Origin of the sequence: Richelia sinica FACHB-800 (genome assembly GCF_014698825.1) — a bacterium.
GTDB lineage: Bacteria > Cyanobacteriota > Cyanobacteriia > Cyanobacteriales > Nostocaceae > FACHB-800.
The window spans coordinates 171,637-197,176 of sequence record NZ_JACJTT010000001.1; the positions used below are offsets into that span (position 1 = coordinate 171,637).

Genomic DNA, 25,540 nt, shown 5'->3' on the forward strand with positions numbered 1-25,540 from the left:
TCAAGCAGTTGTAATATTTACAAGGAAAGGACTCAATGAGCGAGCTAAAACTCTACTTTGCCAAAGCTTCAACCTTTTCCCAAAGAACCCGTGTTGTCTTGTTGGAAAAAGGAATTGACTTTACATCTATAGACATTGATTTACAAAATAAACCAGAAGCTTTCACCCAAGTTTCTCGCTATGGTAAAGTTCCTGCTATCCAGCATGGAGATTTGGAAATATATGAATCTGCAATTATTAATGAGTATTTAGAAGAAGTATTCCCCCAACCAGCTTTATTACCTAGTGATCCAGGTGCAAAAGCAGTAGCAAGAATTTGGATTGATTACGCTAATACTCGTTTTGTTCCAGCTTTTACTAAATTCCTACGTGGTAAAGATACCCAGGAACAAGAACAAGGAAGGAGAGAGTTTTTAGAATCTCTCTTGTATATAGAGCAAGAAGGATTAGGTAAACTATCTGGTAATGGTGCTTACTGGTTAGGAGAAAACTTAAGTTTAGTGGATATTAGTTTTTATCCTTGGTTTGAAAGATTACCAGTTTTAGAAAAATTCCGCAATTTTACTTTGCCTACAGAAACACCCCGCATCAAGCAATGGTGGGAAAATTTGCGCGATCGCGACTCGATTCAACAAGTTGCCAATCCTACAGAATTTTATCTAGAGAGATTTGCCAAAATTTTAGGTTTGACAGTCCCATCGGCATAAAATGAGGCTACTAATATTACTGCTTATTCAGGTAATTACACTCATTTCACTATTCACCAATTCATCAGCTTTAGCAGCTAATGTTAATCCCTGTCCTCCAGAAATGGTATTGATTCCCGCAGGTACTTTCAAAATGGGAGCGGATGATTCTGGTTTTGTGGAAGAGCGAACAGGAAAAAATGTCACAGTTAGTTCCTTCTGCATTGATAAATACGAAGTGACAAACGCCCAATTTACTGAGTTTGTCAAAGCCACAAAGTATGTAACAGTTGCAGAACGACCTTTATCTCAAGAGCAGTTTCCCGACTTACCTGATGAGCAGAGATTACCAGGTTCTTTAGTCTTTCAAGTGCCAAAACCAGGCACGAAGCAAGTGCAGGTTCTCAGTTGGTGGCATTGGACACCCGGTGCTAACTGGCAGCATCCCTTTGGCAAAGACAGCACAATTACAGGTAAAGGCAACTACCCAGTTGTGCATATTGCCTATGACGATGCTCTTGCCTACGCCCAATGGCTGGGAAAATCGCTACCAACCGAGGCACAGTGGGAATACGCCGCTCGTGGCGGTTTAGATGGTGCAACTTATACCTGGGGCAATCAATATTCAGCCACAAAAGCCAACACCTGGCAGGGAATCTTTCCTTTTTTTAATACGAAAACCGATGGCTATGTGGGTGTAGCTCCCGTTGGCTCATTTCCTGCCAATGGTTATGGATTATACGACATAACAGGCAACGTTTGGGAATGGACTGCTGACTGGTTTGCTATTGGTCACGACCATCAAGCCCATCAAATCAACCCCACAGGCCCCAAACAAGCAGAAACTTTTGACCCCAAAAAACCGACAGAGATTGCTCTCCACGTCATCAAAGGAGGCTCTTATCTATGTGCGCCAAACTATTGCAGCCGCTATCGTCCAGCAGCGCGAGAATCCGAAGCACCTGATACTGGCACAACCCATATCGGATTTCGGTTGGTAAAGAACTTGATGAGGTGACAGGTAACAGGTGACAGGTGACAGTAAGGAGAATAACTTAATTTTTTAGTCTTGCTCATACAAGACTTATGTAAGAACTCTCTCAAACTCTCTTCTCTTCGTGTCCTTCGCTCCTTCGTGGTTTGTTTCTCTATTACCTTCACCCAAGGCTTAAAACTCTTAATCTCTCTCCGCGCCTCTGCGCGACGGCAGTCGCTACAACGGGGGGAACCCCCGCAACGCGCTGCCTCCTCTGCGTGAGACAAAAAAACAGTGCTAAAAGGTTATTGTATGTTACGTTTAATTTTACGGGTGCTGTCTCTATCTTTCCTCATCACATTGTTGATGGTAACAAGCCCCGCCCTAGCAGCTACATCAAAAGTATTACCAATTAAACCACCGTCTTTCGATGGTGAAATTGGCTTAACTTACAAAGATTCAAAGCCAGATTTCCCCGCCCCAATTACTGCCCCTAAAAACGCTCCCAATGTCCTGCTAGTCCTACTAGACGACGTAGGCTTTGGGCAAGCAAGTACCTTTGGTGGGCCAATAGAAACCCCAAATTTGACTCGTTTGGCAGAAAAAGGACTACGCTACAACCAATTTCACACCACAGCCCTTTGTTCTCCTACCAGAGCCGCTTTATTAACTGGGCGTAATCATCATTCAGTCGGTACAGGGGTAGTTGCAGAGTTAGCAACAGGTTACCCTGGTTACACAACAATTTTACCCAAGAGTGCTGCCACCGTAGCGGAAGTGCTACGCCAAAACGGCTATAACACCGCAGCTTTTGGCAAATGGCACAACACACCAGACTATGAAACCAGTGCAGCAGGCCCGTTTGACCGCTGGCCGACAGGGTTAGGGTTTGAGTATTTTTACGGCTTCTTGGGTGGTGATACTAACCAATGGAGTCCGGCTTTGGTAGAAAATACCAAACGGGTTGCACCACCTGTAAATAATCCTGATTACCACTTGACCCGAGATTTGGTAGACCATGCCATTAGCTGGATTCGTTCTCAACAATCTATAGCCCCCGACAAGCCTTTCTTTACCTATCTGGCTACCGGTGCTACCCATGCACCCCATCACGCGCCCAAAGCTTGGATTGAAAAGTATAAAGGCAAATTTGACCAAGGTTGGGATAAATTGCGGGAAGAAACCTTTGCGCGTGAGAAACAATTGGGTGTAATTCCTGCCAATGCCCAGCTTACCCCTCGTCCGAAAGAACTACCTGCTTGGGATTCCCTTTCCCAAGAGGAGCAGAAAATCTATGCCCATGAAATGGAAGTATTCGCTGGATTTTTGGGGCATACAGATTATGAAATAGGACGATTAATTAATGCTATTGACGAACTTGGGGAACTAGATAACACCTTAGTTCTTTACATCGTTGGTGATAACGGTGCTAGTGCCGAAGGTGGTTTAACTGGTACTGTCAACGAATTGAAAGTATTCAACCGAATACCAGAAACCAAAGAACAAATTTTAGCTTCCTTGGATGATTTAGGCAGTCCCAAAACCTTTAATCATTATCATGCCGCTTGGGCATGGGCAGGAACTACCCCTTTCCAGTGGACAAAACAAATTGCTTCCCACTTTGGTGGAACTCGTAACCCCTTGATCATTGCTTGGGGAAATCAAATCAAAGACCAAGGCGGACTCCGCAGCCAATTCCATCATGTAATTGATATTACACCCACCATTCTCGAAGCAGCGGGAATAACTGCACCGACTGAAGTTAATGGTGTGAAGCAACAGAAGATTGAAGGTACAAGCTTAGTTTACACATTTGACAATCCTCAAGCACCTTCTGAGCACAAAACCCAATATTTTGAAATGTTGGGCAACCGAGCTATTTATGATGACGGATGGATAGCTGCGGCTCGTCATCCCCGTTTACCTTGGCAAGGTACAATCAATGCTGACTTTGAGAAAGATAGGTGGGAACTATACAACATTGAGAAAGATTTCAGCGAAGCGAATAACCTCGCAGACCAAAATCCACAGAAACTGCAAAAACTGCAAAAGTTATTTTTATCAGAAGCCCGCAAACACAATGTCTTACCATTAGACGATCGCCTTTCTGAACGGTTTGATGTCACCAGTCGCCCTTCTTTAGCCGCAGGACGCACGAGTTTTACATACTATCCTGGTGCAGCATCTATCCCCGAAGGTAGTGCGCCAAATCTTAAAAATCGCTCCTTTAGCATTACTGCTGATGTAGAAATTCCCGAAAATAGTGCGGAGGGTGTGTTATTAACCCAAGGTGGACGCTTTGCGGGTTGGAGCTTTTTCCTAGAAGATGGGAAACCAACATATCTATACAATTTGGCTAATGCAGAGCGATATATTATTCAATCTCCTGAAAAAGTGCCAACAGGTAAATCTACATTGCGATTTGATTTTGATTATGAAGGTGGTGTTGGTGCTGGGGGAACTGGGAAGTTGTTTGTTAACAATCAACAAGTGGCTGAGGGAAGAATTGCCAAAACTATTCCTTATCGTGTGGCTTTAGATGAGACTTTTGATGTGGGTCGAGATACGGGTACTCCTGTTGTTGACACTTATCAAGTGCCGTTTGCATTCACAGGTAATTTGCAAAAAGTCAGTTTGAATTTGAAGTAAGAGTAAATCTCGCGCAAAGGCGCAAAGACGCAAAGGAAGAAAGAAATGTTCTTTGCGCTTTTGCTTTTATGAACGAAATCAAAAATTTATGCAAGAAATTATCCCTATACTTGTCCTCGTACTTGACAAAATCGCATTTTTGGCGTTTGTGGTTGCCACTATGTTTGGCACTGGTTTGAAGTTAACTGTTAAGCAGATTTGGGAACCACTTCGCAATATTCGCTTGGTTATTTTATCGCTGGTCACAAATTTTTTATTTGTGCCAATTTTTATCTATTTGCTATTACAAGTTGTACCTGTGACTGAACCAGTGAAAGATGGTTTTATCATTATGGCGTTAGCATCAGGCCCACCTGCTTTACCTAAGCTTGCCCAAATAGTGAAGGGTAATTTAGCTTTTTCTACAGGGCTAATGATGATATTAATGTTAGGCACAGTATTTTATATGCCGCTTGTATTACCTTTAGTTTTGCAAGGTGTACAGGTAAATTCGTGGGATATTGCCAAACCTTTAATATTGATGATGATAACTCCGTTAGGAATTGGGTTATTTATTAAGTCCAAATCTGAGGATATAGCTCTCCGTTTCCAAGCAATCACTGCTAAATTATCTAGTTTTGGCTTACTTTTAGGTTTAGTGGTGAGGCTGATAGTACATTTCAACGAAATTATTATTTTATTAAAAACAGGTGTAATTTTTATTTGCGCTATTTTTATTATTTTCTCGTTTACTGTCGGTTATTTATTAGGTGGGCCTGGTATTGATACTCAAAGAGTTTTAGGAGTAGGAACGGCTCAACGCAATTTTGCTGCTGCTTTGTTAATAGGTACTAGTAATTTTGATGATCCTAATGTAATCAGCATCATTATGGTAACGAGTTTATTAATGATGGTTTCAGTTCTGATTTTGGGGCAGAAGTTACCAGAAATAGATAAAGGACAGGGTACAGAGGTAGAGCAGGTAGAAGTTTTGTGATTAAATTACAGCCTACCTATCAGTTTGTAATAGTCTGGGTGTGTTCCAATCCAAAACCAAGAAATGCCTAGTGTATTAGATTTCGCAGCAATGGCCTGCTATATATTTTCTTGTGTAAGTGAGTATAGGCGTATTAGTTAGATTATTACAAATTTAAACTAAATGTGGGATAGGACTATACTTAGCGATAAAATTGATACTAAGATAGATGTTGTTTAGTAATATTATATACTCTATTAAAAGAGTAGTAATAAGAATTTTAATATGCTCAACATCTTTTATTCTTGGCAGTCAGATTCTCCATCATCTTCAAATCGAAGTTTGATCAAAAATGCTTTAAATAAGGCTATTAAATCACTGAATAAAAACAGTGAAGATATAAAAATTGAGATGCGTATAGATACAGCTACAGACAATTTATCTGGCTCTCCAGATATTGCTGCATCTATTTTTGAAAAAATTTCTAATAGTCATATATTTATATGTGACGCTACAATAATAAACCCTTTGTCTCCTCTTGAAAAGATTGCACTACCATTTTACCAAAAAAATAAAAGATTAACACCTAATCCTAATGTTTTAATTGAACTAGGTTTCGCAGCGAGTTATCTGGGCTGGGACAAAATTATTTGTGTCGTCAATACATCACAAAGTAGACTAGAAGACTTGCCATTTGATATTCGCGGAAGAAGGATGTGCCAATACAAGTATCCGGATAAATTAAAATCAGAAAAATCAAAAATTCAAGATAATTTGGCAAATCATATTAAATCCCAATTAATGGATATTATAAGTCGGATGGACAATATTAAATCTCCTGACTTAATCACCAGCATTTTAAGCAACAAGTTTATTGAATGCACTAACTATCTTGGAGTTTTTCTCAATTATTTTCTTGAAAATAAACTGGGACACAAAAAAGCTGAAGATGTTGTTAATGAAAGCATTTGTACTGTATCACAAAATTTTGATTTATCAGCAATAGAAGAAATTGTTAAAATTTTTGAAAACAAGGATATCAATGAACTATCTAACGCTGTTACAGAATCAGGTAAAAATTTATCTTGGAAAGAATTTATGATTACAGCTTTTAAAAGAATTTCGTCAGAATGTGAAAATTTATTGTCGAAGTATGGTAGTTCAGGTAATCCTGAACTAATTGTTAAACTAGAAAGAATAAAAGATATTTCTGTAAATATGATTAATTTCATCAATAGTAATGATTCACAATATATGAGGGAAATATACTCCGAAGAAGTTAGGCGTAAAGTATTTGCAACGTCTTGGTTGAAACCGTATTTCCTAGAGGTTATAGAAACACGTATACTTGCAATCAAATATCTTGAATCCTCTGAAATTAAAGTAAAAAGCCAACCAAAAGTCTTACCAGGGGAAAACTTGAAAACCAATCCTAATTCCCAGTATTAGAATGCTTTGCGCGTTCCTACAACACACCCTAATTTAGTTATGTGGAAATTTGCTTTAAACAATTAGCGATAAAAGAGAATTTATAACCGATAAAGTGGTATATAAGTAATAGCTCAATAATCAACCAAATAAAATCTGTTCAATGAATATTTATTTCCCTAAACTGGCATTTTTAATATTATTCTTTATACCTGCAATCACAAGCTGTAATAATACTAATAACTCAACCCTCAATAGTACATCATCGCCAACATCAACTGCCGCAGAATACCCCACAGAAACTATTAGTATTATGGTTCCTGCTGCTCCTGGTGGTGGTTGGGATAAAACAGCAAGAGCGATGCAATCAGCATTAAGTACCGTCACTAAACAAAAAACTGAAGTTTATAATGTTCCAGGTGCAGGTGGAACAATTGGTTTAGCTAAATTTATTAATGATAATGCTGGTAAACCTCATCAATTGATGGTCATGGGTTCGGTGATGGTGGGAGCAATAGAAACTAATAAATCACCAGTGAAATTAAATCAAGTTACACCCATTGCTGCCTTAACATCTGAATCATTAGCGATCGCTGTCCCTGCTCAATCAAAGTATCAAAATTTACAACAACTAATCCAAGATTTTAAAACTGACCCTACTGCTATTAGTTGGGGTGGTGGTGCTGTGGGTGGAACTGACCATATTTTAGTGGGATTAATTGCTAAAGAAACAGGTGTTAATTCTCAGAAAATTAATTATATTGCTCATGCTGGTGGGGGTGAAGCCTTAGCGGCTATTCTTTCTAATGCAGTGACTGTTGGTGTTTCTAGCGTGTCTGAATTTAAACCCCAAATTGAAGCAGGAACAATGCGATTATTGGCAGTATCTAGTGATGCTAAATTGCCAGGAATAAATGCTCCTACTTTGAAGGAGCAAGGACTCAATATTACACTATCTAACTGGCGGGCTGTGGTTGCACCTCCTCAGCTTTCATCTCCACAAACTGCGGCAATTGTGGCAGTCATGAAAAAAATGTATAATAGCCCCAAATGGCAAGAAGCATTAAAACAGAATAATTGGCAAGATAGCTTTAAAACTGATGGTGATTTGCAAAAGTTTTTAAATGAAGAGTCTATTAAAACCCAAACAGTATTAAAGGATATCGGTTTAATTAATAAGTGAAATTTCATGAAGGAAATTCATCCACGACAAATCAAACGAGGTCTCAAGGAACTGCGGTTAGTTGCCGTAGCAGTGATATTGTTAGGAATTTTCACAGTTGAGCAAACTAGAAAAATTCCCGCTGTTCAAGGTTTTGTTGTGGTTAGTCCGCAGGTTTTTCCTACCATTGTTTCTGTGGGTCTGCTATTGTTGGGTATCTTTCTATTTATTCGTACTACTATCAAACCAGATGAAAATTTAGGTAAACAGATAGTGCAAACAGGGGAAACTGACTGGCTAACGGTAATTTTGATTATTATTGTTTTAAGTTTATATCCGTGGGTATTTAGTTCTTTGGGTTATATTATCGGCACAAGTTTATTTTTTCCCGTAGTAGCCAGAATTTTAGGTAGTACAAAAACCCAGACGGACTTTATTGCAGGTGGTATCCTCTCCATAATTATCTATTTTGGGTTTACTCACTTTTTAGGTGTGCGCTTACCGTCTGGTATTCTAGACTTTATTCTGTAATTAAAAGCTGGTAAAAACCCACAAATGGATGTTGTAGGACATTTACTCCATGGATTTGCTTTAGCACTCAAACCAGAACATTTATTATTAGCTTTTCTTGGCACTAGCTTAGGCACGTTAGTCGGTGTTCTCCCTGGTATTGGCCCAGCTTTAACTGTTACATTATTACTACCTTTAACCTACAAATTCGACCCCAACGGCGCATTTATTATGTTCGCGGGTATTTATTACGGGGCGATGTATGGCGGTTCTACTACATCAATTTTACTGAATACTCCTGGAGAGTCAGCCTCGGTTGCTACGACAATTGAAGGCTTTCAAATGGCTAAGGCTGGAAGAGGAGGTGCTGCACTCACTACTTCTGCTATGGGTTCTTTTGTCGGGGGAACAATTTCGACTATTGCTATTACTTTTGTTGCACCTTTTGTCGCCAAATTAGCTTTATTATTTCAACCAGCAGATTATTTTGCATTGACGGTTTTGGCATTTACTAGTGTTACTGCTTTAGTTGGTTCATCTCTGCTCAAAAGTTTGATTAGTTTATTTTTTGGTTTATTTATTGGACTGATAGGCATTGATACGTTAACTGGGCAACCAAGGTTAACTTTTGGCATTCCCCAATTACTAGATGGACTGGATATTGTAGTTGTGGCGGTGGGTTTATTTGCTGTAGGTGAAGCATTATATGTTGCTAGTAAACTCCGCTATGCACCAGAAGAAATTATTCCTGTGAAGGGAAAAATTGGCATGACTAGTCAAGAATGGCGACGGTCTATTGTGCCTTGGCTTCGTGGAACGATGATTGGGTTTCCTTTAGGTACATTGCCTATTGGGGGGGCAGAGATTCCGACATTTATTAGTTATAGTTTAGAAAGATGGCTATCTAAATATAAGGAAGAATTTGGCAAAGGTGCAATTGAAGGTGTGGCTGGGCCAGAAGCTGCTAATAATGCAGCTTTTTCTGGTGTTCTAGTCCCATTACTAACTTTAGGTATTCCCACTTCCTCAACTGCGGCGATTTTATTAGTAGCTTTTCAAATTTATAATCTGCAACCTGGCCCTTTACTGTTTCAGAATTCTCCAGATTTAGTTTGGACATTAATTGCTAGTTTATATATTGGCAATGTGATGTTATTAATTCTCAATTTACCTTTAATTCGGATTTGGATAAAAATATTAGAAATTCCCCGTGGGCTTTTATATGCAGGGATTTTAGTTTTTGCTACCTTGGGAGTTTATAGTTTAGCCAATAGCGTGATTGATGTTTTATTGATGTACTTGTTAGGTGTAATTGGCTTTTTTATGCGTCGTTATGATTTTCCTATTGCACCTATGATTCTCGGTGCTATTCTGGTGGATATGATGGAATCACAATTACGCCGAGCTTTATCTATTAGTCGTGGAGATGTTTCTATATTTTTAAATAGACCCATTGCATTAACTTTGTTAGTTTTGGCATTAGTGGTGTTGGTTATACCTTATATTCCTAAAATATTAGCTATTTTACGTGGAGAGAAAGCCAAGGCTGATCGTATTATTTTGAGTGATGGAAATGAGGATTAATTATGCTGCTGCAAATATTGCACACATAATTGCACTATGGTTTCAAATCTAAATTCTCGCACTACTTCTGTTAACGCTTTAGCTAAACAGCTATGATGAGCGGGAATTTGCGCGATTAATTCTGTAGTTTGACGCTGACTACATTTACTTGCAGCTTTATGTAGTTGGGAAATCCATTCTGGTGTCATCACCTCTAAGGATGACGATTGTAAGTTAAATTCAGGTAAATTTTCTGGTTTAACTTCTGAAGCTGTTTTTGTTTCTGCGTAAATGTAACGTAGTCCTAAATGTTCAGCTAGTTTATTGAGTAGAAATTCTTCCCGGAAGGGCTTGCGAATAAAGTCATCACAACCAATGGAAAGTATATAGGAGCGTTGCTCTTCAAAAGCACTAGCAGTCAAAGCAATGATTTTACATGTGGGTTGTAGTGATGTTGATTTTTGAGCTTCTAAAGAGCGAATTTGCTGTGTTGCTTCATAACCGTTCATCACAGGCATTTGTATATCCATAAAAATGAGATGGGGTTGATAACGCTGCCACATATTCACCCCTTCTTGACCATTTTCGGCTGCATATACTTGAAATCCTAATGGTTCTAATAGTTCAACTAAGAGTTGTTTGCTCTCCCATTGATTTTCCACTACTAGTATTCTGTATATGGGTTGATCAGCAGCCAAGCGCAAAACTCGATTGGTATGAATTTGAGTATTAGTCCAACTAGTTTGACCATATTCAGCTTGAATTCGGAATGTAAAAATAGTCCCTTGATTGACAAAGCTTTGAACGGTGATTTCTCCGCCCATAAGTTTGACAAATTTTTGGCTAATTGCCAGTCCTAAACCTGTACCTTCATGGGAGTGGGCAGTGCGGGTTTGAACGAAGGGTGTAAATAAGCGTTGGAGGTCTTCTGGAGCGATACCAGGGCCGGTATCTTCTACTTCAAATATCAAAGAGAAAGAATTCGCGAAATTCAGGGGATTTGTTTCTGAGTCTGGATGTATTTCTTTTTTTACTCTGAGTGTGATGACTCCTTGTTTTGTAAATTTAATAGCATTGCCTAAGAGATTTAGTAATACTTGACGGAGTTTAACTTCATCGGTAGTGATGTATTGGGGAACGTCGGGAGCACAATGAAAGAAAAGTTGTAATTGTTTGTTGGTGGCTTTGAGACGCAGTAATTCTTCAAGGTTTTCGAGCAGATAATAGAGGTCAAAATTGGTGGGATTGAGTTTGATTCTTCCCGCTTCAATTTTCGACATTTCCAAGACATCGTTAATCAGTTCTAGAAGATGTTGACCACTCCGATTAATAATATTCAGATGTTCTTGATGTTTTTGATTGAGGGCTGTGTCCCGACTCATAACTTGAGTAAAACCAAGAATTGCATTTAATGGTGTTCTTAGTTCATGGCTCATGTTAGCTAAAAATTCACTTTTAGCTCTATTTGCTGATTCGGCTGCGTCTCTAGCTTTTTCTAGTTCTGTTGATTGTTGTTGAATTTGGGCAAATAGTTCTGCTTGTTGCAGGGCTATTCCTAATTGATTACTAATATGGGTGATGAGATTAATTTCGTTGCGTTGCCATTGTCGGAAACTAGAGTTTTGATAAGCCCCCAATAGTCCCCATAGTTGGTCAGCTTGGAAGATGGGAACAATGGTGTAGGCTTGGACTCCCATGTGCACTAACATGCTGCGATAGCATTCAGACAGTTCTGCTTCGTAAATATTATTAACCACAAAATTGGGGGCAGATAATATTAATTCGCCTTGGCTTTGTTGAATGTAAGTATCAGTAAATAAAGCAGATTGCATTCTGCTCAAATTACATACTTGGGGATTATTTGCGTCTAAATATAATTCTTGTTGAAGTAGAGGTTGCCATGGTTTGCCTACGGATTCAGCAACAAATTCACCACTCCAGTCTGGGTGGAATCGGTAAATGACGACGCGATCGCATTTCAATAACTGTCGCAATTCGTCGGTGGTAGAGCGGAAGATTTGTTCAATATCCAGGGTCTGACGCATTCTTTCCACAACTCGCAAAATAGCTCTTTGCTGTTTGGCATTCTGTTGTAGAGCATCCTCAAATAATTGTCGTTCTAATTCGGCTCCTGCACGTGCGGCAAAGATTCTCAGAATCAATTCTGTATTCTGGTCTTTGTCCATTGACTTGGTATCCAGAACATTGAGGTGTCCGACGATATTGCCTAGAGAATCAGATAAGGGAATTCCCAAATAGCTTTCTACTTGCAATTGCACGAGATATTCATCGGTGGGAAAACAATGTTGGACTTGACTAGGGTAGTAAACTACCTCTCCTGCTAATACTTGTTCACAAGGAGTACCAGCTAAATCATATTCCCATTCTTGACTAAACTCTTCTCCTTGCCAAAATGCTAAGGTTCTGACTCTTGTTTTTCTTTCATCTACGAAGCGAGCAATACCAGCATAACGAACTTGTAACACTTCTGCTAAATAGCGGACTAGGGAATGAAAGAACTCATTACCTGTTTTGGCAGCAGTGCCTTCTACGATTAATTGCAAAGCTTTTTCTTGGAGTTTGCGTTCGGTAATATCTTCGGAAATACCCAATAGATATTGAGGTTTGCCAGCTTCGTCTAAAATCGGCAGTTTCTTAGTATGAAGAATGCGTGTACCATTGATGGGAGTATGAATAGGTTCTTCAGGAATATCTAAGAGGATACCTGCCGATAATACTTCTTGGTCTTTACTGGTAAAGAAATCAGCTTCTGCTTGGGGAAAAAAATCGTAGTCGTTTTTACCTATTAACTGTTCTTTGGAATACCCCAATAATTCTTCACCGGCTTTGTTCAAGCGCACAAATCTAAGGTCTTGGGCATCCTTGACAAAAATCATGTCGGGGATGTTTTCGATGATGGAATCTAAGAATAGTTGGGTTTGACGGATTTCTTCTTCTTGTCGTTTGCGATCGCTAATATCGGTGTAGGCCCCAATGCGTCTAATGGCTTTGCCCTGTTTATCCCACATAGCCTGAGCACGTTCTAGCACCCACTTGTAGCTGCCATCTTTGCATAGCATTCTATACTCTTGAATAAAGCCAGGGGTAGCTCGATTAATATGGCATTGATGAGCATAAATCACTGAATCTAAATCATCTGGATGAATGCGCTTGACCCACGCGTTGACATGATTCTCAATTTCATGATCTGCATAGCCTAAGATTTCTTTCCACCTCACTGAGTAAAAAGCTTCTAAGGTTTGTAAGTTGACATCATAAATACCATCTTGACTAGCTTGAATTGCTAATTGCCAACGCTCTTCACTTTTTCTGAGTTCTTCTTCGGCTTGTTGACGTTTAAGTTCTATTTGATTAGCACTAATAAATTTACCGATACTTTGAGCCATTAATTCAATAATTTCTTTTTCATGGCTGTTAAATTTTTCTGGTCTAGGATCAGTAGAAAAAAAGCATAAAGTCCCGTATATATTCCCATCCACCCAAATCGGTGTGCCAATGTATGATTCTAGTTTCATACTTTGGTAAAGTGGATGACAACACATGTCTTCCATCTCTCCCACATGGTCAAAGGATACAGTTTTTTCTTGTTCTACAACTTTGCCACAATAGGCATCTTCGAGGCTAATTTCTAATCCAGGCACTAAATTAGCGAACTCTGATTTAACAGCCAAAAAAGAGTATTTTTCATGGTTGACTTTACCGACAGCACCAGCAGAAAATCTTAAAACTTTACATCCTGTCATTAAATAATCTAAAAACAGTTCATCGAAATTAATAAAATCTGTCATATTAATTCGATGTAACTCTTTCAAACTATTACTAAAATCAGCTAAAGCCTGGGTTTTTTTCAATAGTTCTGCTTCTGCTAACTTGCGATTTGTAATATCACGATATTGCCACAGATGACCTTGATATTCTTGCTGGTCGAAAATGGGAATATAATCTCGTTCGTAGATACTTCCGTCCAAAAATTGAATTTCTTCAGCTACCACTGGTTGTTTTTGATTAACAACTTCTGTAATGCGTTCTCCAAACTTCACAGGATCGAGAAAGAGATAGTCACATTTTTGGGCTATTTGAGAGCAATCAGCACCTAGTAGTTCTTGGGGAGATACTGCTAGTTCAAAGGTATAACAGAATTCTTGATTGAGTAGAGCGATTTGCCGATTTTCATCCTCTACTAACACTGCTGCTTGCAAATTTTCAATCAAAATTGACAGTCGGGAGGTAGCTTTACGTAATTTCTCCTGTGCTTGTTTTAAATCCTCCAGAGCGCGATCGCGTTCATAGATTCCCTGTTGCAGCTGTTGATTTTGCTCTCGTAACTGCCTTTGCAACCTTTGTATTCGCAGTTGATTTTCCACTCTCACGATTACTTCTTGTGCTTGAAAAGGCTTAGGAATGTAATCAGCACCACCAACTGTAAAGGCTTTGACTTTATCTAATGGTTCATCTAGGGCACTGATGAAAATAACTGGTATATCACGGGTTTTTTCACTGGATTTAAGGGTTTGACAAACCTCATAGCCATCCATATCGGTCATCATAATATCCAGCAAAATTAAATCTGGCAATTTTGCTTGCACGGACATGAGGGCTAAATGAGCATCTGGTGCAGACCTGACTTTATAGCCAGCATTGGCAAGCACCTTGGATAGTAAAACTAAATTGACAGGATTGTCATCAACTACCAAAATATTAGCTGGTGAGGGCAGAATTTGTAGCTGACTCATACTGATCCTTGGTTAATTGGGAGTAGTAGGAGCGTTCTAGAGGATACATTGTGCATATTAATTTATTTTCTGTCTATGTATACTAATATTTAATTAATTATTTAAACCTAATTAATTTTCTGGCTGTTGATGATTATTTTGGGATAACAGCAGTAGCTCATGGGTTAAATCCAAGATTTGAATATATTGAAAATGATTAGTTAAATCAGTCAATTGGGAAGCTAAGGTGGGATGTTGGTTTTGAATTTGATCAATCAGAGACCAAATAACTTCTACATCTCCTTCTAGTGTAGATTGCTTGAGAGCTAGTAACCATTCTATCGGTAAGGAGAGAGCCAGGGATTCTAGAGGCAAATTGAAGCCAGTACCTCTATTGGCCGTTCCTGGTTTACGTGGATGTTCTGATTGATGAACGATTTGATGATATTGATAAAAATTAGAACTGTCTGACTCCGCTATGTGAACTGGAACTTCAAAACTGAATTTACTGCCTTGATGCAGTTGACTAGTAACTTGAATTTCACCACCCATTAATTCCACCAAATGACGGCTAATAGTCAAGCCTAAACCTGCACCTTCCAAGGGGGTTTTACCAGAGCGGGTCTGAATGAATGCTTCAAATATTTGCTGCTGCATTTCTGGAGAAATACCTGCACCAGTATCTTCTATTTCAAATTGAAGATATGCGTTAACGGTAGATAAATAAAAATCAGGAGATTGAGTAAATTTATCAGCATCTGGCGGTGAGAAGTGGGCAAAAATACGTAAAGCTACTATTCCTATTTCTGTAAATTTAATGGCATTACTAATGAGATTAATCAGAATTTGCCGTAACTTCAGTTGGTCAATGTAAATATAACGGGGTAAATAGTCAGATAACTCTACGACAAACTCGATTTGTTTTTGATTAGCGTTGAGGCTAAACATGACTTCTAAATCTTTGCACAGTTGATGGAGGTCACACTCCTGCGCTCTTAAGGTCATGTGTCCTGCTTCAATTTTCGACATATCAAGAATGCCATTGATCAGGTCTAATAGATGTTCGCCACTAGTGCGAATAAAGTCAATATATTCTTGGGTTTCCTCAGGGGCTTGTTGTGGTAAGGACAATAAATCACAAAAGCCTAAAATGGCTGTGAGGGGAGTCCGCAATTCATGACTCATGTTAGCGAGAAATGCACTTTTGGCACGGTTAGCAGCTTCCGCAGCGGTCATTGCTTGCTGTAATTCTATTTCCGCTTGTTTGCGATCGCTAATGTCGGTCACCATTGCCAATGTACCGATATATTTACCATCCTCATCAAAAATTGGCGTGGTAGACATCATTGTCCAGACTAGAGAAGCATCTTGCCGTTTTAGCTTGACATCATGGTGTTGGGAAATTCCTTGCTGTTGCTGTCCTAGATGATGTATTTCCTGTACTTGTTCATCCATGAAGGCAAATACATTCATTCCTGTCATTTCTGAAATCGTGTAGCCTAGCATCTGGGCTATTTTGGGATTGACAAAGCTGGTGTTATTAGCTGCGTCAATAATCCAAATTCCTTCATTAGCAGTTTCTACAATTTGACGATATCTCGCTTCACTTTGACGCAGAGCATAGTCAGCTTGTTGAATTTGTTGATACGCTAGTTCCCGTTGCTGAATTTCTTGTTGCAACCTTTGGGTTCGTTGTTGAACTTCCTGTTCGAGCGATCGCGAATATTCTTCTAACCTCTGACGCGACTGTTGGAGTTCCTGACTCATTTGGTTAAAGGATGATGACAATTCTTGCACCTCCCCAATGATTGTAGGATTTGTGATCAATTCAAAATGACCGGCAGCAATCTTTTGACTGGCAAGATTCAAGCGGAAAATTGGCCAACTAATCCATTGAGAGGTTTTTAAACCCAACCAAATGGCCACCATTGAAGCCAAGCCACAAAGCAAAATTGTGGTGCGTGTATTGGTCTGAATTTGCCCCATAAAGTTAGATTCGGGAATCACAACTACAATTAGCCAATCTAAACCAAATTTGTCTTGCCACGGTGTTACTAATGCAAACTGCCGCGTACCATCTGATAGTGTTAATTCCCATTCTTTGGGATCATGAATATTATTCAATTGTCCAAATTTTGCTACCAGGGATTTAGTAACTTTTTTGATTAGTAAATCATTACTTTTGAGCGCACTTAATCTTTTGGCTTGTTGATCTACTAGGGTAAATGGCTGTTCTGAGTTAGAACTAGCTACCAATAGACCATTGCGCTCGATAATAAAAATTGTCCCTGAATTACCAGTATTAATGGAATTTAAAAAATTACTAATTTGTGATAATAACAAATCAATCCCGATCACACCAATTAAGGTCTTATTTTGATCATAGAGGGGATAGCTGGCAGAAATAGAGAGAATTTCTGGTTTATCTTCCCATTGATAAATTTTGCTCCAGATCGGCCGTTGAGCCTTGACTGCATCGACATACCAAGCTTCTGTTCTAGGGTCGTATTTTTTTACAGCTATACGTTGGGTGCGATCGCCTTGTAAATTAGTTGTATATACATATAACTTACTTCCAGTATGTTTTTTCGATACTTCGTTAATTAACAGTTCATCATTATCTGTTCTTTCAACACCAATAAATTCCCCTGCTATATTGGCGAAATTATTGTAACCAATATTAAATGAACGCATCTGTTGCCAGAAATAATGTCCTGTTTGCTCAAAATTATTTAAATTCAACAATCCTAAATTATATGCTCTTAAATTAATTTGATTAACTTGATGAGGTGTTGACAGATACCCATTGAGATGCTGCTCTACTCGATTGGTAATTTCTCGACGCAATTGAGATGTCAGATTGTTAATAGATTTTTGGCTATTGCGTAAGGAAAAATAACCAGTCAAACTGACTGCAACGGCGATTTGCAACACAAATGGGACTATCAATACAAAGCGTAATGCTAGCCTTCGCATGTTTTTAGGACTGTTAATATTCAGAATTTCTTGGTTGTCCACTGCTAGCTACAGCTTAGTGATCATGGGATGTTGATGTTATAAATTAATACTCTAATTGATTATTAAAGTCTATTTTGACAACAATTGATACTTAAATACAGTAACCTATTTGGTCATCTTTACCCAAGTATACCTAAATTATTAATACACCAAATTACAAATCTAGCCATCTCTAGCAAGAAATTTTGCAGCTTTAGCATGGTTGCCTATGTTTGTAATCTTGTAAAAATGTAGTTATTAATCAATTATTGCTGTTGTATTAGACGAACTTATGTGAACGTCCAATCAGCCATATCATTCCCAATCAAAAATCAGAAATAAAAACAATTATAGTATAGAGTCGAGCTTGAACAGTGACAATCAAAATTTACGCTTGTTTATACTTTTTACAAAAATCTTAATTGCAAGTGCGCTTGGCTTTTAACTGCTGGGAGCACCAACAGTAGATGGGAGAATTTAATTTTACTCTAGTTAGCAAGTATGATAATAAATATCAATAATATTTATTCTGGAGAAATTAAAATTATTCCAAAATATTATCTGATAGCCTAGATATTAAATTGGAAATTGATTGATTATCAACTGGTTCAGCAAAGAAAAAGCCCTGACCTTTAGTACAACCCAAAGATTCCAATTTGGATATTTGTTCTAGTGTTTCTATGCCTTCAGCTATGACTTCTAAACCCAAATTATGAGCCAAATTAGTAATAGCTTTCACTAAATGCTCACCACTTTCATAATTTAGTTGTTCCACAAAAGAACGGTCAATCTTTAAGACATCTAAAGGCAATTCATACAAACGACTTAAAGAAGAGTAACCAGTACCAAAATCATCAATATACAGCCGTACTCCCAGGCTTTGTAGTTTTTCCAAAGTTGCCTTTGCTGCTACAGGATTGGATACCATAGCACTTTCCGTAATTTCTAAGACTAAGTTACGAGCCGGCAATCCTGTCTGCCGCAAAATTTGTTCTACTTCCTGTGCCACATTTTTTTGAGTAAAATGCTTGCTGGAAATGTTAACACTAACAGTCATAGAATTAAAATGTTCAGGGAAATCATCTTGCCAACTTTTTAATTGACTGCAAGCTTCTTGTAATACCCAAGAACCAATTTCCACAATAAAGCCATTTGCTTCTGCTAAGGGAATAAACTTATTAGGTGGAATAATTCCCGCATGGGGGTGCATCCAACGAATTAATGCTTCAAATCCTGTAATTTTCTTCGTTTGTAAAGAAACTATCGGTTGATAGTAGAGTTGAAACTCATTGCGAATCAATGCCAATTTCAGTTCCCGCTCAAATCGCAGTTGCGCGAGTTCTGCTGCGGATAAAAAATTCAGATGTGCTTCTGGTTCCCCTTCAATCACTGTTGTCAGACGTAATAACCTATCTGCGTTTTTAGCAGCAATATCCACCATTTGTTGTGCTTGTACAGAAAGATTTCCTAGTTTGCCACAGCTAAGTAATTCCAAAGCGCATTGAATAGCAGTTAATGGTGTACGTAGTTCATGGCTCAAATCCACAAGAATGTCATTGCTGACCTCTGACTCATTCACTTCCGGAGTTTGAAGATTCAAAGGTTGATTGGTTTTTAAATTCACTGATTTTTCCGTTGACATACATTTTTATGACCTACAGAAACTGACGATGGGTTTCATAAGTCTGTTGGAGTGATGGTTCATCATTATGAATGGCAATTATGGAAAATTTGTGGAAAAACCGTGAATGCAGATCAATCCTAGTCCCAACCCAAAGCACCTAACAACTGTTCAGCCAATAATGCTGGCTTAAATGGTTTGGTAATAACTGCTCTAATCCCCAAGGTGGCAAAACGCCGTTGCTCTGATGCTTGTACCTTGGCAGTCAGAAAAATTACGGGAATATGCTGAGTAGCAGGGTTAGACTGGAGCTTGTGAAAGGTGCTGACTCCGTCCATATCGGGCAGCATTACGTCTAGTAGAATGGCATCTGGTTGCTCTATTTCTGCTTTTTGAATACCTTCTCCACTGTTGTGGGCTAGAATCACATCTAAACCTGCCATGATCTCTAAGCTGGTTTTCGCTACTTCGCGGATATCATCTTCATCATCTATAACTAGGACTCTTTTAGGGGTCATAACTATCCTGGATTCAATAAACGATACAAGTGAAAAGCATGTTGGTGTATGAGTTATATGAGCACCTACCCTAGTTGAATCAGTGGGTCTGAACTGTTCTTTAACGCTGCCGTAAATTTACCCGCAGCCCTGGTAGTTACTGAGCTATCATGGGTAACTGGGGAATTATATGTAGTGCTGAAAGAAATAATGTTTTTTTTTCAATCAGTGTTTTTAACTATAAACATGAAAATGTGCAAAATTTGAGGAATTATATCCTTTTCATAGATTTACAGTTCTAGTTTCTAGTGGCAGAGGATAATCGAGAATCAATTTTTTTGATTAATTTTCATCTAGTTGTTCTAGTTTTTTCAGGATGTCCGTTTTAAATTGACTCCTCAATGTCCGAATCCGCTGGAGACGGTTGCGAATACGGCTGGACAGTTCCTGAGGCACTATAGGTTTATTTAAATAATCATCTGCACCAGTGATAAAGGCTTGCTGCCATACTTCTGGTTCTGTTCTGGCAGTGAGAAATAGAATGGGCAACCAGTTCCATTCAGGATCTTGGCGAATAGATTGACACAACTCTAAACCGTCCGCTTGGGGCATATTAATGTCAAGAATCAGAAAATCCGGTTGGGATGCTCGGAGAGTTTGCCAAAAGTTTTCAGGATTATTGAGACAAGTGAGGGTCACTCCTAAAGGTTCGAGCATATTTTTAAGGGCTAGAAGAATTTGTAAGTCGTCATCAACAGCTAGGATTTTGGCACTGATTGGTTCAGAGACTGGAGTAACTGTTGTGATGGGGGTGAGGCTTGATTCACCTGTGGAGTGACAGAGTACCTCCCGTAAAGCCTTCATTAATGGCTCTAATTGTTGGGCAAATTGCTGTTGTGCGGATGGGGTTAAGTGCGATCGCGATTCAAAACCTGATTCCAACAGATTCTCCATCTGTCGTGCTAGGTTTGATCCTTGATCAAAACCAAACATCCCCAAGGAACCAGCTAGTTTATGAGCATTCTGAAGAGCTTGCTCATGTAGTGCGGCATCAAATGTTCCCGATTTGAGTGCTGACATGGCTTGCTCTAAACTATGAAAACGTTCAATGCTCAAATGTTTTGTCTGTTCCCACACTTCTGCTAAAGAGTTTTCCAGCACCGCTTGTTTATTGGGAGTAGAGACGGGCTGAGGACTCCCAGCAATAAAGGCGGGGTTAATTCTGTATCCTTGACCGTATACTGTTTCTAGAAAATCAGCTGCTCCGATATTTTTTAACTCTCGACGAATATTTTTAATATGGGATCTCACCGTAGAGTCGTTGGGTGGTTCGGCATCAAATGCCCACAGATGATCGACAATTTCCCGACAGCTGTAAACTCGTTTTTGATTCCGCAGAAACAACTCTAATAGTTGGTATTCCTTGCGACTACAAGGTAATACTTGCCCCTGATATGTCACCTCGTGCATGTTAGGGTCAAGCCGCAAATCTCCACAACTGAGGATGACAGAAGCAGAAGTGGTACCACGCCGAATTAAGGCTCTAATTCTCGCTGCCAGTTCCAGAACGTTGAAGGGCTTGACGACATAATCATCGGCACCACTATCTAGTCCTAACAACTTATCAGTGGTTGTATCTCTGGCAGTTAACAGCATAACTAAAACTTGATTTTTTTGTTCGCGCAGACGACGGCAAAAGCTAATGCCATCAAGTTTTGGCAGCATGACATCCAGTAGTACCAGATCGTATTGAAACCCTTCTACCAACTCCCAGCCTGCTTCTCCATCTTTGGCTACATCTACTACATAGTTTTGCTCCTGTAAGACTTTATTCAAGACTTTTACTATGTTGTCATCATCATCTACTAGCAAAATCCTCATAGGTTTCGATATTAGCTCCTCTCCAAGCTATTTTGTTTGGATCAAACTAACTTAAAACTATCCACTTAGTATAATCTGATTTGCTGCGAGATGATAAACGTTTAAGAAATACTTGGGATAATACAGCAAACACAGGGGACTCAGCCCTAGTTCAGATGCTCAATTACTGATACATGGAAGTAATAAATAAACCAGACGAGAAATAATACACAAAATATTTTTTTTAGCATTAGTAAATGTACGGCTTTTTTATTGAAAAACCTTACATAAAGTAAATATAAAATTATTAGGAAATAGTTATGTTTTTTTGCATATAATCAAAATGTGTCTACTATAGCTACTCAATTTAAAATTTTTTGTGTTGATAGATGGTCTACAATATCAACTGCAAATCTGAATAATGTGAGTATTTTTGATATTTCTTGCTATGGCATAGATAAATAGAGATATCGTTGATTTTCTCTAGGATTTTAGTTCATTTTTATAGAATCTTCTGGGGAAGAGATGTATCTGGCACATTCATTCATGAGTGATGAAAAAAAGCGTAACTCTCAACAGCCTTTGGTTTTAGTAGTAGAAGCTGATGAAGATAGTCTACTGCTGATGAACTACGCTCTAGATTTAATAGGGTGTAAATTTATTTGCCAAAACAATAGCTCAAATACTGTGTTAATGGCCAGGGAGTATCAACCAGATTTGATTTTGCTAGATATTTTTTTACCAGGGATGAGTGGTGTGGAGGTTGTCCGGTCTTTGAAACAGGAACCCCGCACGGGAAGTATTCCTGTGGTGGCTGTGACTACTTTTGATATGGATGAACGGGAATTGATTCTGGACGCAGGGTTTGATGATTACATTACTAAACCCTATTTGATTGAGGATTTAGAAGCGGTAATTAGGCGGATTTTAAAGAGGAAATTTCAGTTTTATAAGGCTTTTAATTTATGTCAAGATAGTTAGTTTATCTATTTAGGTGTGGGAAGTATGTTTAATTGTGTTTTGGTAATTTGACAGTAAAGACACTACCTTTACCGAGTTCAGAAACAAGTTCTATTTTACCGCCATGGGCTTCGATAATCCGGTGGGATAAATGTAGTCCTAAGCCACTGCCAGCGCGTTTGTTTCTACCTTGACGAAACCGTTCAAAGATTCTGCCTTGGTCTTCGGGAGCAATGCCATAACCAGTGTCAGCAACTTCGATGATTACTTCTCCAGGGTGATGATTAGTGGATGGGGTAGTAAAAATGCGAATTTCAATACTACCTGTGTCGGTGAATTTGATGGCGTTACCCAGTAAGTTGTTGAATACTCGTCGTAGTTCTAAGCGATCGCCTAATACCACATCTGCATCTTGTCCCTGTGGGTCTAATTCGTTGGTCACTAGCTTGAGAGTCAAGTTCTTCTCGGTCGCGAGGGGGGCAAGTTCACTGACTACTTCTTCAGCAATGGGTTTTAAGCTGCATTCCTCTAGATTTAAGGTTTTTTTCCCAGCCTCAAAGCGAGATACTTCTAGGAGGGTGTTTACCATGTCGATTAAATTTTGGTTACTGCGAATCATCACAGCGATCGCTTGCTTCATTTCTGGGGAAATTTCACAAAAAGTTTCTTGTTGAAACAAGGTCAACATCCGATCGGCTGCGACTAAGGGTGTCCGCAAGTCATGGGTGAGACGAGAAACAAAGTCTTCCCGTTGACGGGCCATTCTCGTTTGGTCATCAATACTGTGCTTAAGACGCAACAGCGATCGCACCCTAGCTAACAATTCATCTGTATCAAATGGCTTGCGAATAAAATCATCAGCACCAGCATCTAAACCTTCCACTACACTAGATTCATGAAAGGCAGTAATTAACAAAATGGGAATAAATTCTAGGTCTGGATTATGACGAATTCTTTTTGTTACTTCATAGCCATCTATTCCCGGCATCATTACATCTAACAAAATCAAATCTGGGGGACATGCTTCTATTTTTTGTAATGCAGTCAAGCCATCAGTAACTACATCTATTTCGTATCCTTCACTCTCCAAAATTGTTTGCACTAAAATTAAATTATCTCTAGTGTCATCAACAGCGAGAATACGGTCAGGTTTATCATTGGCAACAACAGACATGATTAATACTATTTTGTTAACTAATCTATAATTTCAAATGGGAATGATCCATTGATGTTTTGGAATTGACAGATGGAGCAGAAGTTAAATTTTGATTAGCAAAAAATATCCCCTCTTCATCTGGATTAAAACTATGATTTTCCCCAATTGTAGAGCTTACAGAGACTTGGCGTGGTAACTCGATTTTGAAAGTTGAGCCTACTCCTAACTGACTTTCTATAAAAATTTTTCCCCCCATCATTCGCACCAAAGCATCAACAATAGCTAATCCTAAACCAGTGCCTGGATATTGTCGGCTAATTCCTTGGTCTACTTGCTGAAAAGCTTCAAAAATTTGCTTAAAATCTTGAGGTGCAATCCCAATTCCTGTATCTTTAACAGTAATTGTCAGCCGATGATGATGTATTTCTTGCACCTCTAAGCAAACAGTGCCAGTTTCCGTGAATTTAATGGCATTGGCTAGTAAATTTACTAAAATCTGCCCAACTCTTTGGGGGTCATTAAATACCAAGCTATTTTGTAAATCCATGTGCACAGATAATTGGATTTTTTTACTTTCTGCTAAATAACGAACCTCCTCATATTTACTATTAATTATCTGAGCTAAATCAAATATTTCCGGCTTCAGTTCTAATTTTCTCGCTTCGATTTTAGAAAAATCCAAAACTTCATTGAAGAGCATCAACAAATGTTTGCCATTATTTAATATGCGCTCTACCATATCAATTTGTTGACGATTCAAATATCCAAATTTAGGACGTAATAATATCTGGGAAAACCCAATAATAGCATTCATAGGCGTTCTTAGCTCATGGGATATTGTGGCTAAAAATTGCGACTTGAGTCTTGATGCTTCTAGTAACTTTAACTTTTGGGCATGAATTTTTTGTCTTTGTCTCTCCAATTCCTGATTTTTAAGATTTAGTTGTTCATAGGTTTCTTTTAGCTGTTGTCTTGCTAAATCTGCCTGCATTTCTGCTCGATATAGCCTAATAGCATTTCTCAAAATTTGCGCTAATATTTCTGAAGACAACCTCGATTTACTTAGATAGTCAGTTGCTCCAGCATTCACTAACTCTAGTGCAGTATGTTCATTGCCTTGGTTAGTGAGAATAACTAGCGGGACTTTGATATCTAAAGATCGTAACTTTTGAATTAATGTGAAGCTATTATCTGGCAAGCAATAGTCTATAAATACGCAGTCATAATAATTTGTTTGCAGAATATTCAGGGCATGATTACCATCATTAACTTCGTTGATGGTGATACTAAGACCTGCTTTATTCAAGGCTAAACGCACTGCCATTCGGTCTACTTCATCATCATCTACAACCAAAATTTTCAGCGGTTCTTTCATTGGTTTTTGTTTTCGCTGTCAAATACAGGTTGGTGTACTGCATTGTTGTTTTCAAAATATTTACTAACGGAAAATAGGGAAATTAACTTTCATGAAAAAAATACAATTTTTATATTTAATTCTTTTCACTCCTCTTATAATTAACACCCAATCATATGGAAAATGTCTTTCACAATTGGTAAATTACTTGATAATTTTTCTAAAATTATCAGCAGTGATTGATTGATAAAAAAGTTTTTTACTAGTGGAGCAGTTATTATTGATAGATAATCTGCTTCAAAAATTATCACTTTCTAGGTGATGGTTATTCTCTACTCAAAGACATAGAACTAGCTGAAAGTACAATACAATACTTTAACTATCTCAACATAAATTGTAAATGAGTAAATCATTGATCGTCCTCACCCATTAG

The 25,540-nt window shown here is 38.6% G+C and carries 16 protein-coding genes; 9 read left to right on the top strand and 7 right to left on the bottom strand.

Going from position 1 to position 25,540, the window contains the following annotated elements; translation table 11 throughout:
- Positions 1-35: 35 nt before the first annotated feature.
- From H6G73_RS00760 to H6G73_RS00795, 8 genes are all read left to right on the top strand, one after another.
- Positions 36-707: a glutathione S-transferase family protein gene (locus tag H6G73_RS00760; protein WP_190601029.1), complete on the top strand. Its 672-nt coding sequence runs from the start codon at positions 36-38 to the stop codon at positions 705-707.
- Position 708: 1 nt separating this feature from the next.
- Positions 709-1,704, top strand: a complete 996-nt coding sequence (locus tag H6G73_RS00765; protein ID WP_190601030.1) for a formylglycine-generating enzyme family protein — start codon at positions 709-711, stop codon at positions 1,702-1,704.
- A gap of 270 nt (positions 1,705-1,974) precedes the next feature.
- Positions 1,975-4,311, top strand: coding sequence for an arylsulfatase (locus H6G73_RS00770; protein WP_190601031.1), 2,337 nt, complete (start codon positions 1,975-1,977; stop codon positions 4,309-4,311).
- Positions 4,312-4,399: 88 nt separating this feature from the next.
- Complete coding sequence (locus tag H6G73_RS00775; RefSeq protein WP_190601032.1) at positions 4,400-5,287, top strand: bile acid:sodium symporter family protein; 888 nt, start codon at positions 4,400-4,402, stop codon at positions 5,285-5,287.
- 264 nt (positions 5,288-5,551) lie between these two features.
- Entirely contained in the window at positions 5,552-6,715 is a 1,164-nt protein-coding gene (locus tag H6G73_RS00780) for a hypothetical protein (protein ID WP_190601033.1), read from the top strand.
- Between the two features lie 142 nt (positions 6,716-6,857).
- Positions 6,858-7,877, top strand: a complete 1,020-nt coding sequence (locus tag H6G73_RS00785; RefSeq protein WP_190601034.1) for a Bug family tripartite tricarboxylate transporter substrate binding protein — start codon at positions 6,858-6,860, stop codon at positions 7,875-7,877.
- A 6-nt stretch (positions 7,878-7,883) separates the two neighbouring features.
- Entirely contained in the window at positions 7,884-8,387 is a 504-nt protein-coding gene (locus H6G73_RS00790) for a tripartite tricarboxylate transporter TctB family protein (RefSeq protein WP_190601035.1), read from the top strand.
- A gap of 24 nt (positions 8,388-8,411) precedes the next feature.
- Complete coding sequence (locus tag H6G73_RS00795) at positions 8,412-9,950, top strand: tripartite tricarboxylate transporter permease (protein ID WP_190601036.1); 1,539 nt, start codon at positions 8,412-8,414, stop codon at positions 9,948-9,950.
- Here the strand turns inward: H6G73_RS00795 and H6G73_RS00800 are convergent.
- From H6G73_RS00800 to H6G73_RS00820, 5 genes are all read right to left on the bottom strand, one after another.
- Entirely contained in the window at positions 9,947-14,683 is a 4,737-nt protein-coding gene (locus tag H6G73_RS00800) for a response regulator (RefSeq protein ID WP_190601037.1), read from the bottom strand. The genes H6G73_RS00795 and H6G73_RS00800 overlap by 4 nt on opposite strands.
- Positions 14,684-14,794: 111 nt before the next feature.
- Complete coding sequence (locus H6G73_RS00805; RefSeq protein ID WP_190601038.1) at positions 14,795-17,680, bottom strand: ATP-binding protein; 2,886 nt, start codon at positions 17,678-17,680, stop codon at positions 14,795-14,797.
- Between the two features lie 523 nt (positions 17,681-18,203).
- Positions 18,204-19,301, bottom strand: coding sequence for a putative bifunctional diguanylate cyclase/phosphodiesterase (locus tag H6G73_RS00810; protein WP_190601039.1), 1,098 nt, complete (start codon positions 19,299-19,301; stop codon positions 18,204-18,206).
- Positions 19,302-19,420: 119 nt separating this feature from the next.
- Positions 19,421-19,798, bottom strand: a complete 378-nt coding sequence (locus tag H6G73_RS00815) for a response regulator (protein ID WP_190601040.1) — start codon at positions 19,796-19,798, stop codon at positions 19,421-19,423.
- Positions 19,799-20,119: 321 nt separating this feature from the next.
- Positions 20,120-21,658 (bottom strand): response regulator, encoded by a 1,539-nt coding sequence (locus H6G73_RS00820; protein WP_190601041.1) that lies wholly within the window; start codon positions 21,656-21,658, stop codon positions 20,120-20,122.
- A gap of 504 nt (positions 21,659-22,162) precedes the next feature.
- Here H6G73_RS00820 and H6G73_RS00825 point away from each other — a divergent pair.
- Entirely contained in the window at positions 22,163-22,618 is a 456-nt protein-coding gene (locus H6G73_RS00825) for a response regulator (RefSeq protein ID WP_190601042.1), read from the top strand.
- Between the two features lie 28 nt (positions 22,619-22,646).
- On the opposite strand, the gene H6G73_RS00830 is transcribed toward H6G73_RS00825, so the two are convergent.
- Positions 22,647-23,771, bottom strand: a complete 1,125-nt coding sequence (locus H6G73_RS00830; RefSeq protein ID WP_190601043.1) for a hybrid sensor histidine kinase/response regulator — start codon at positions 23,769-23,771, stop codon at positions 22,647-22,649.
- Positions 23,772-23,796: 25 nt separating this feature from the next.
- Positions 23,797-25,128, bottom strand: a complete 1,332-nt coding sequence (locus H6G73_RS00835) for an ATP-binding response regulator (RefSeq protein ID WP_190601044.1) — start codon at positions 25,126-25,128, stop codon at positions 23,797-23,799.
- Between the last annotated feature and the right edge of the window lie 412 nt (positions 25,129-25,540).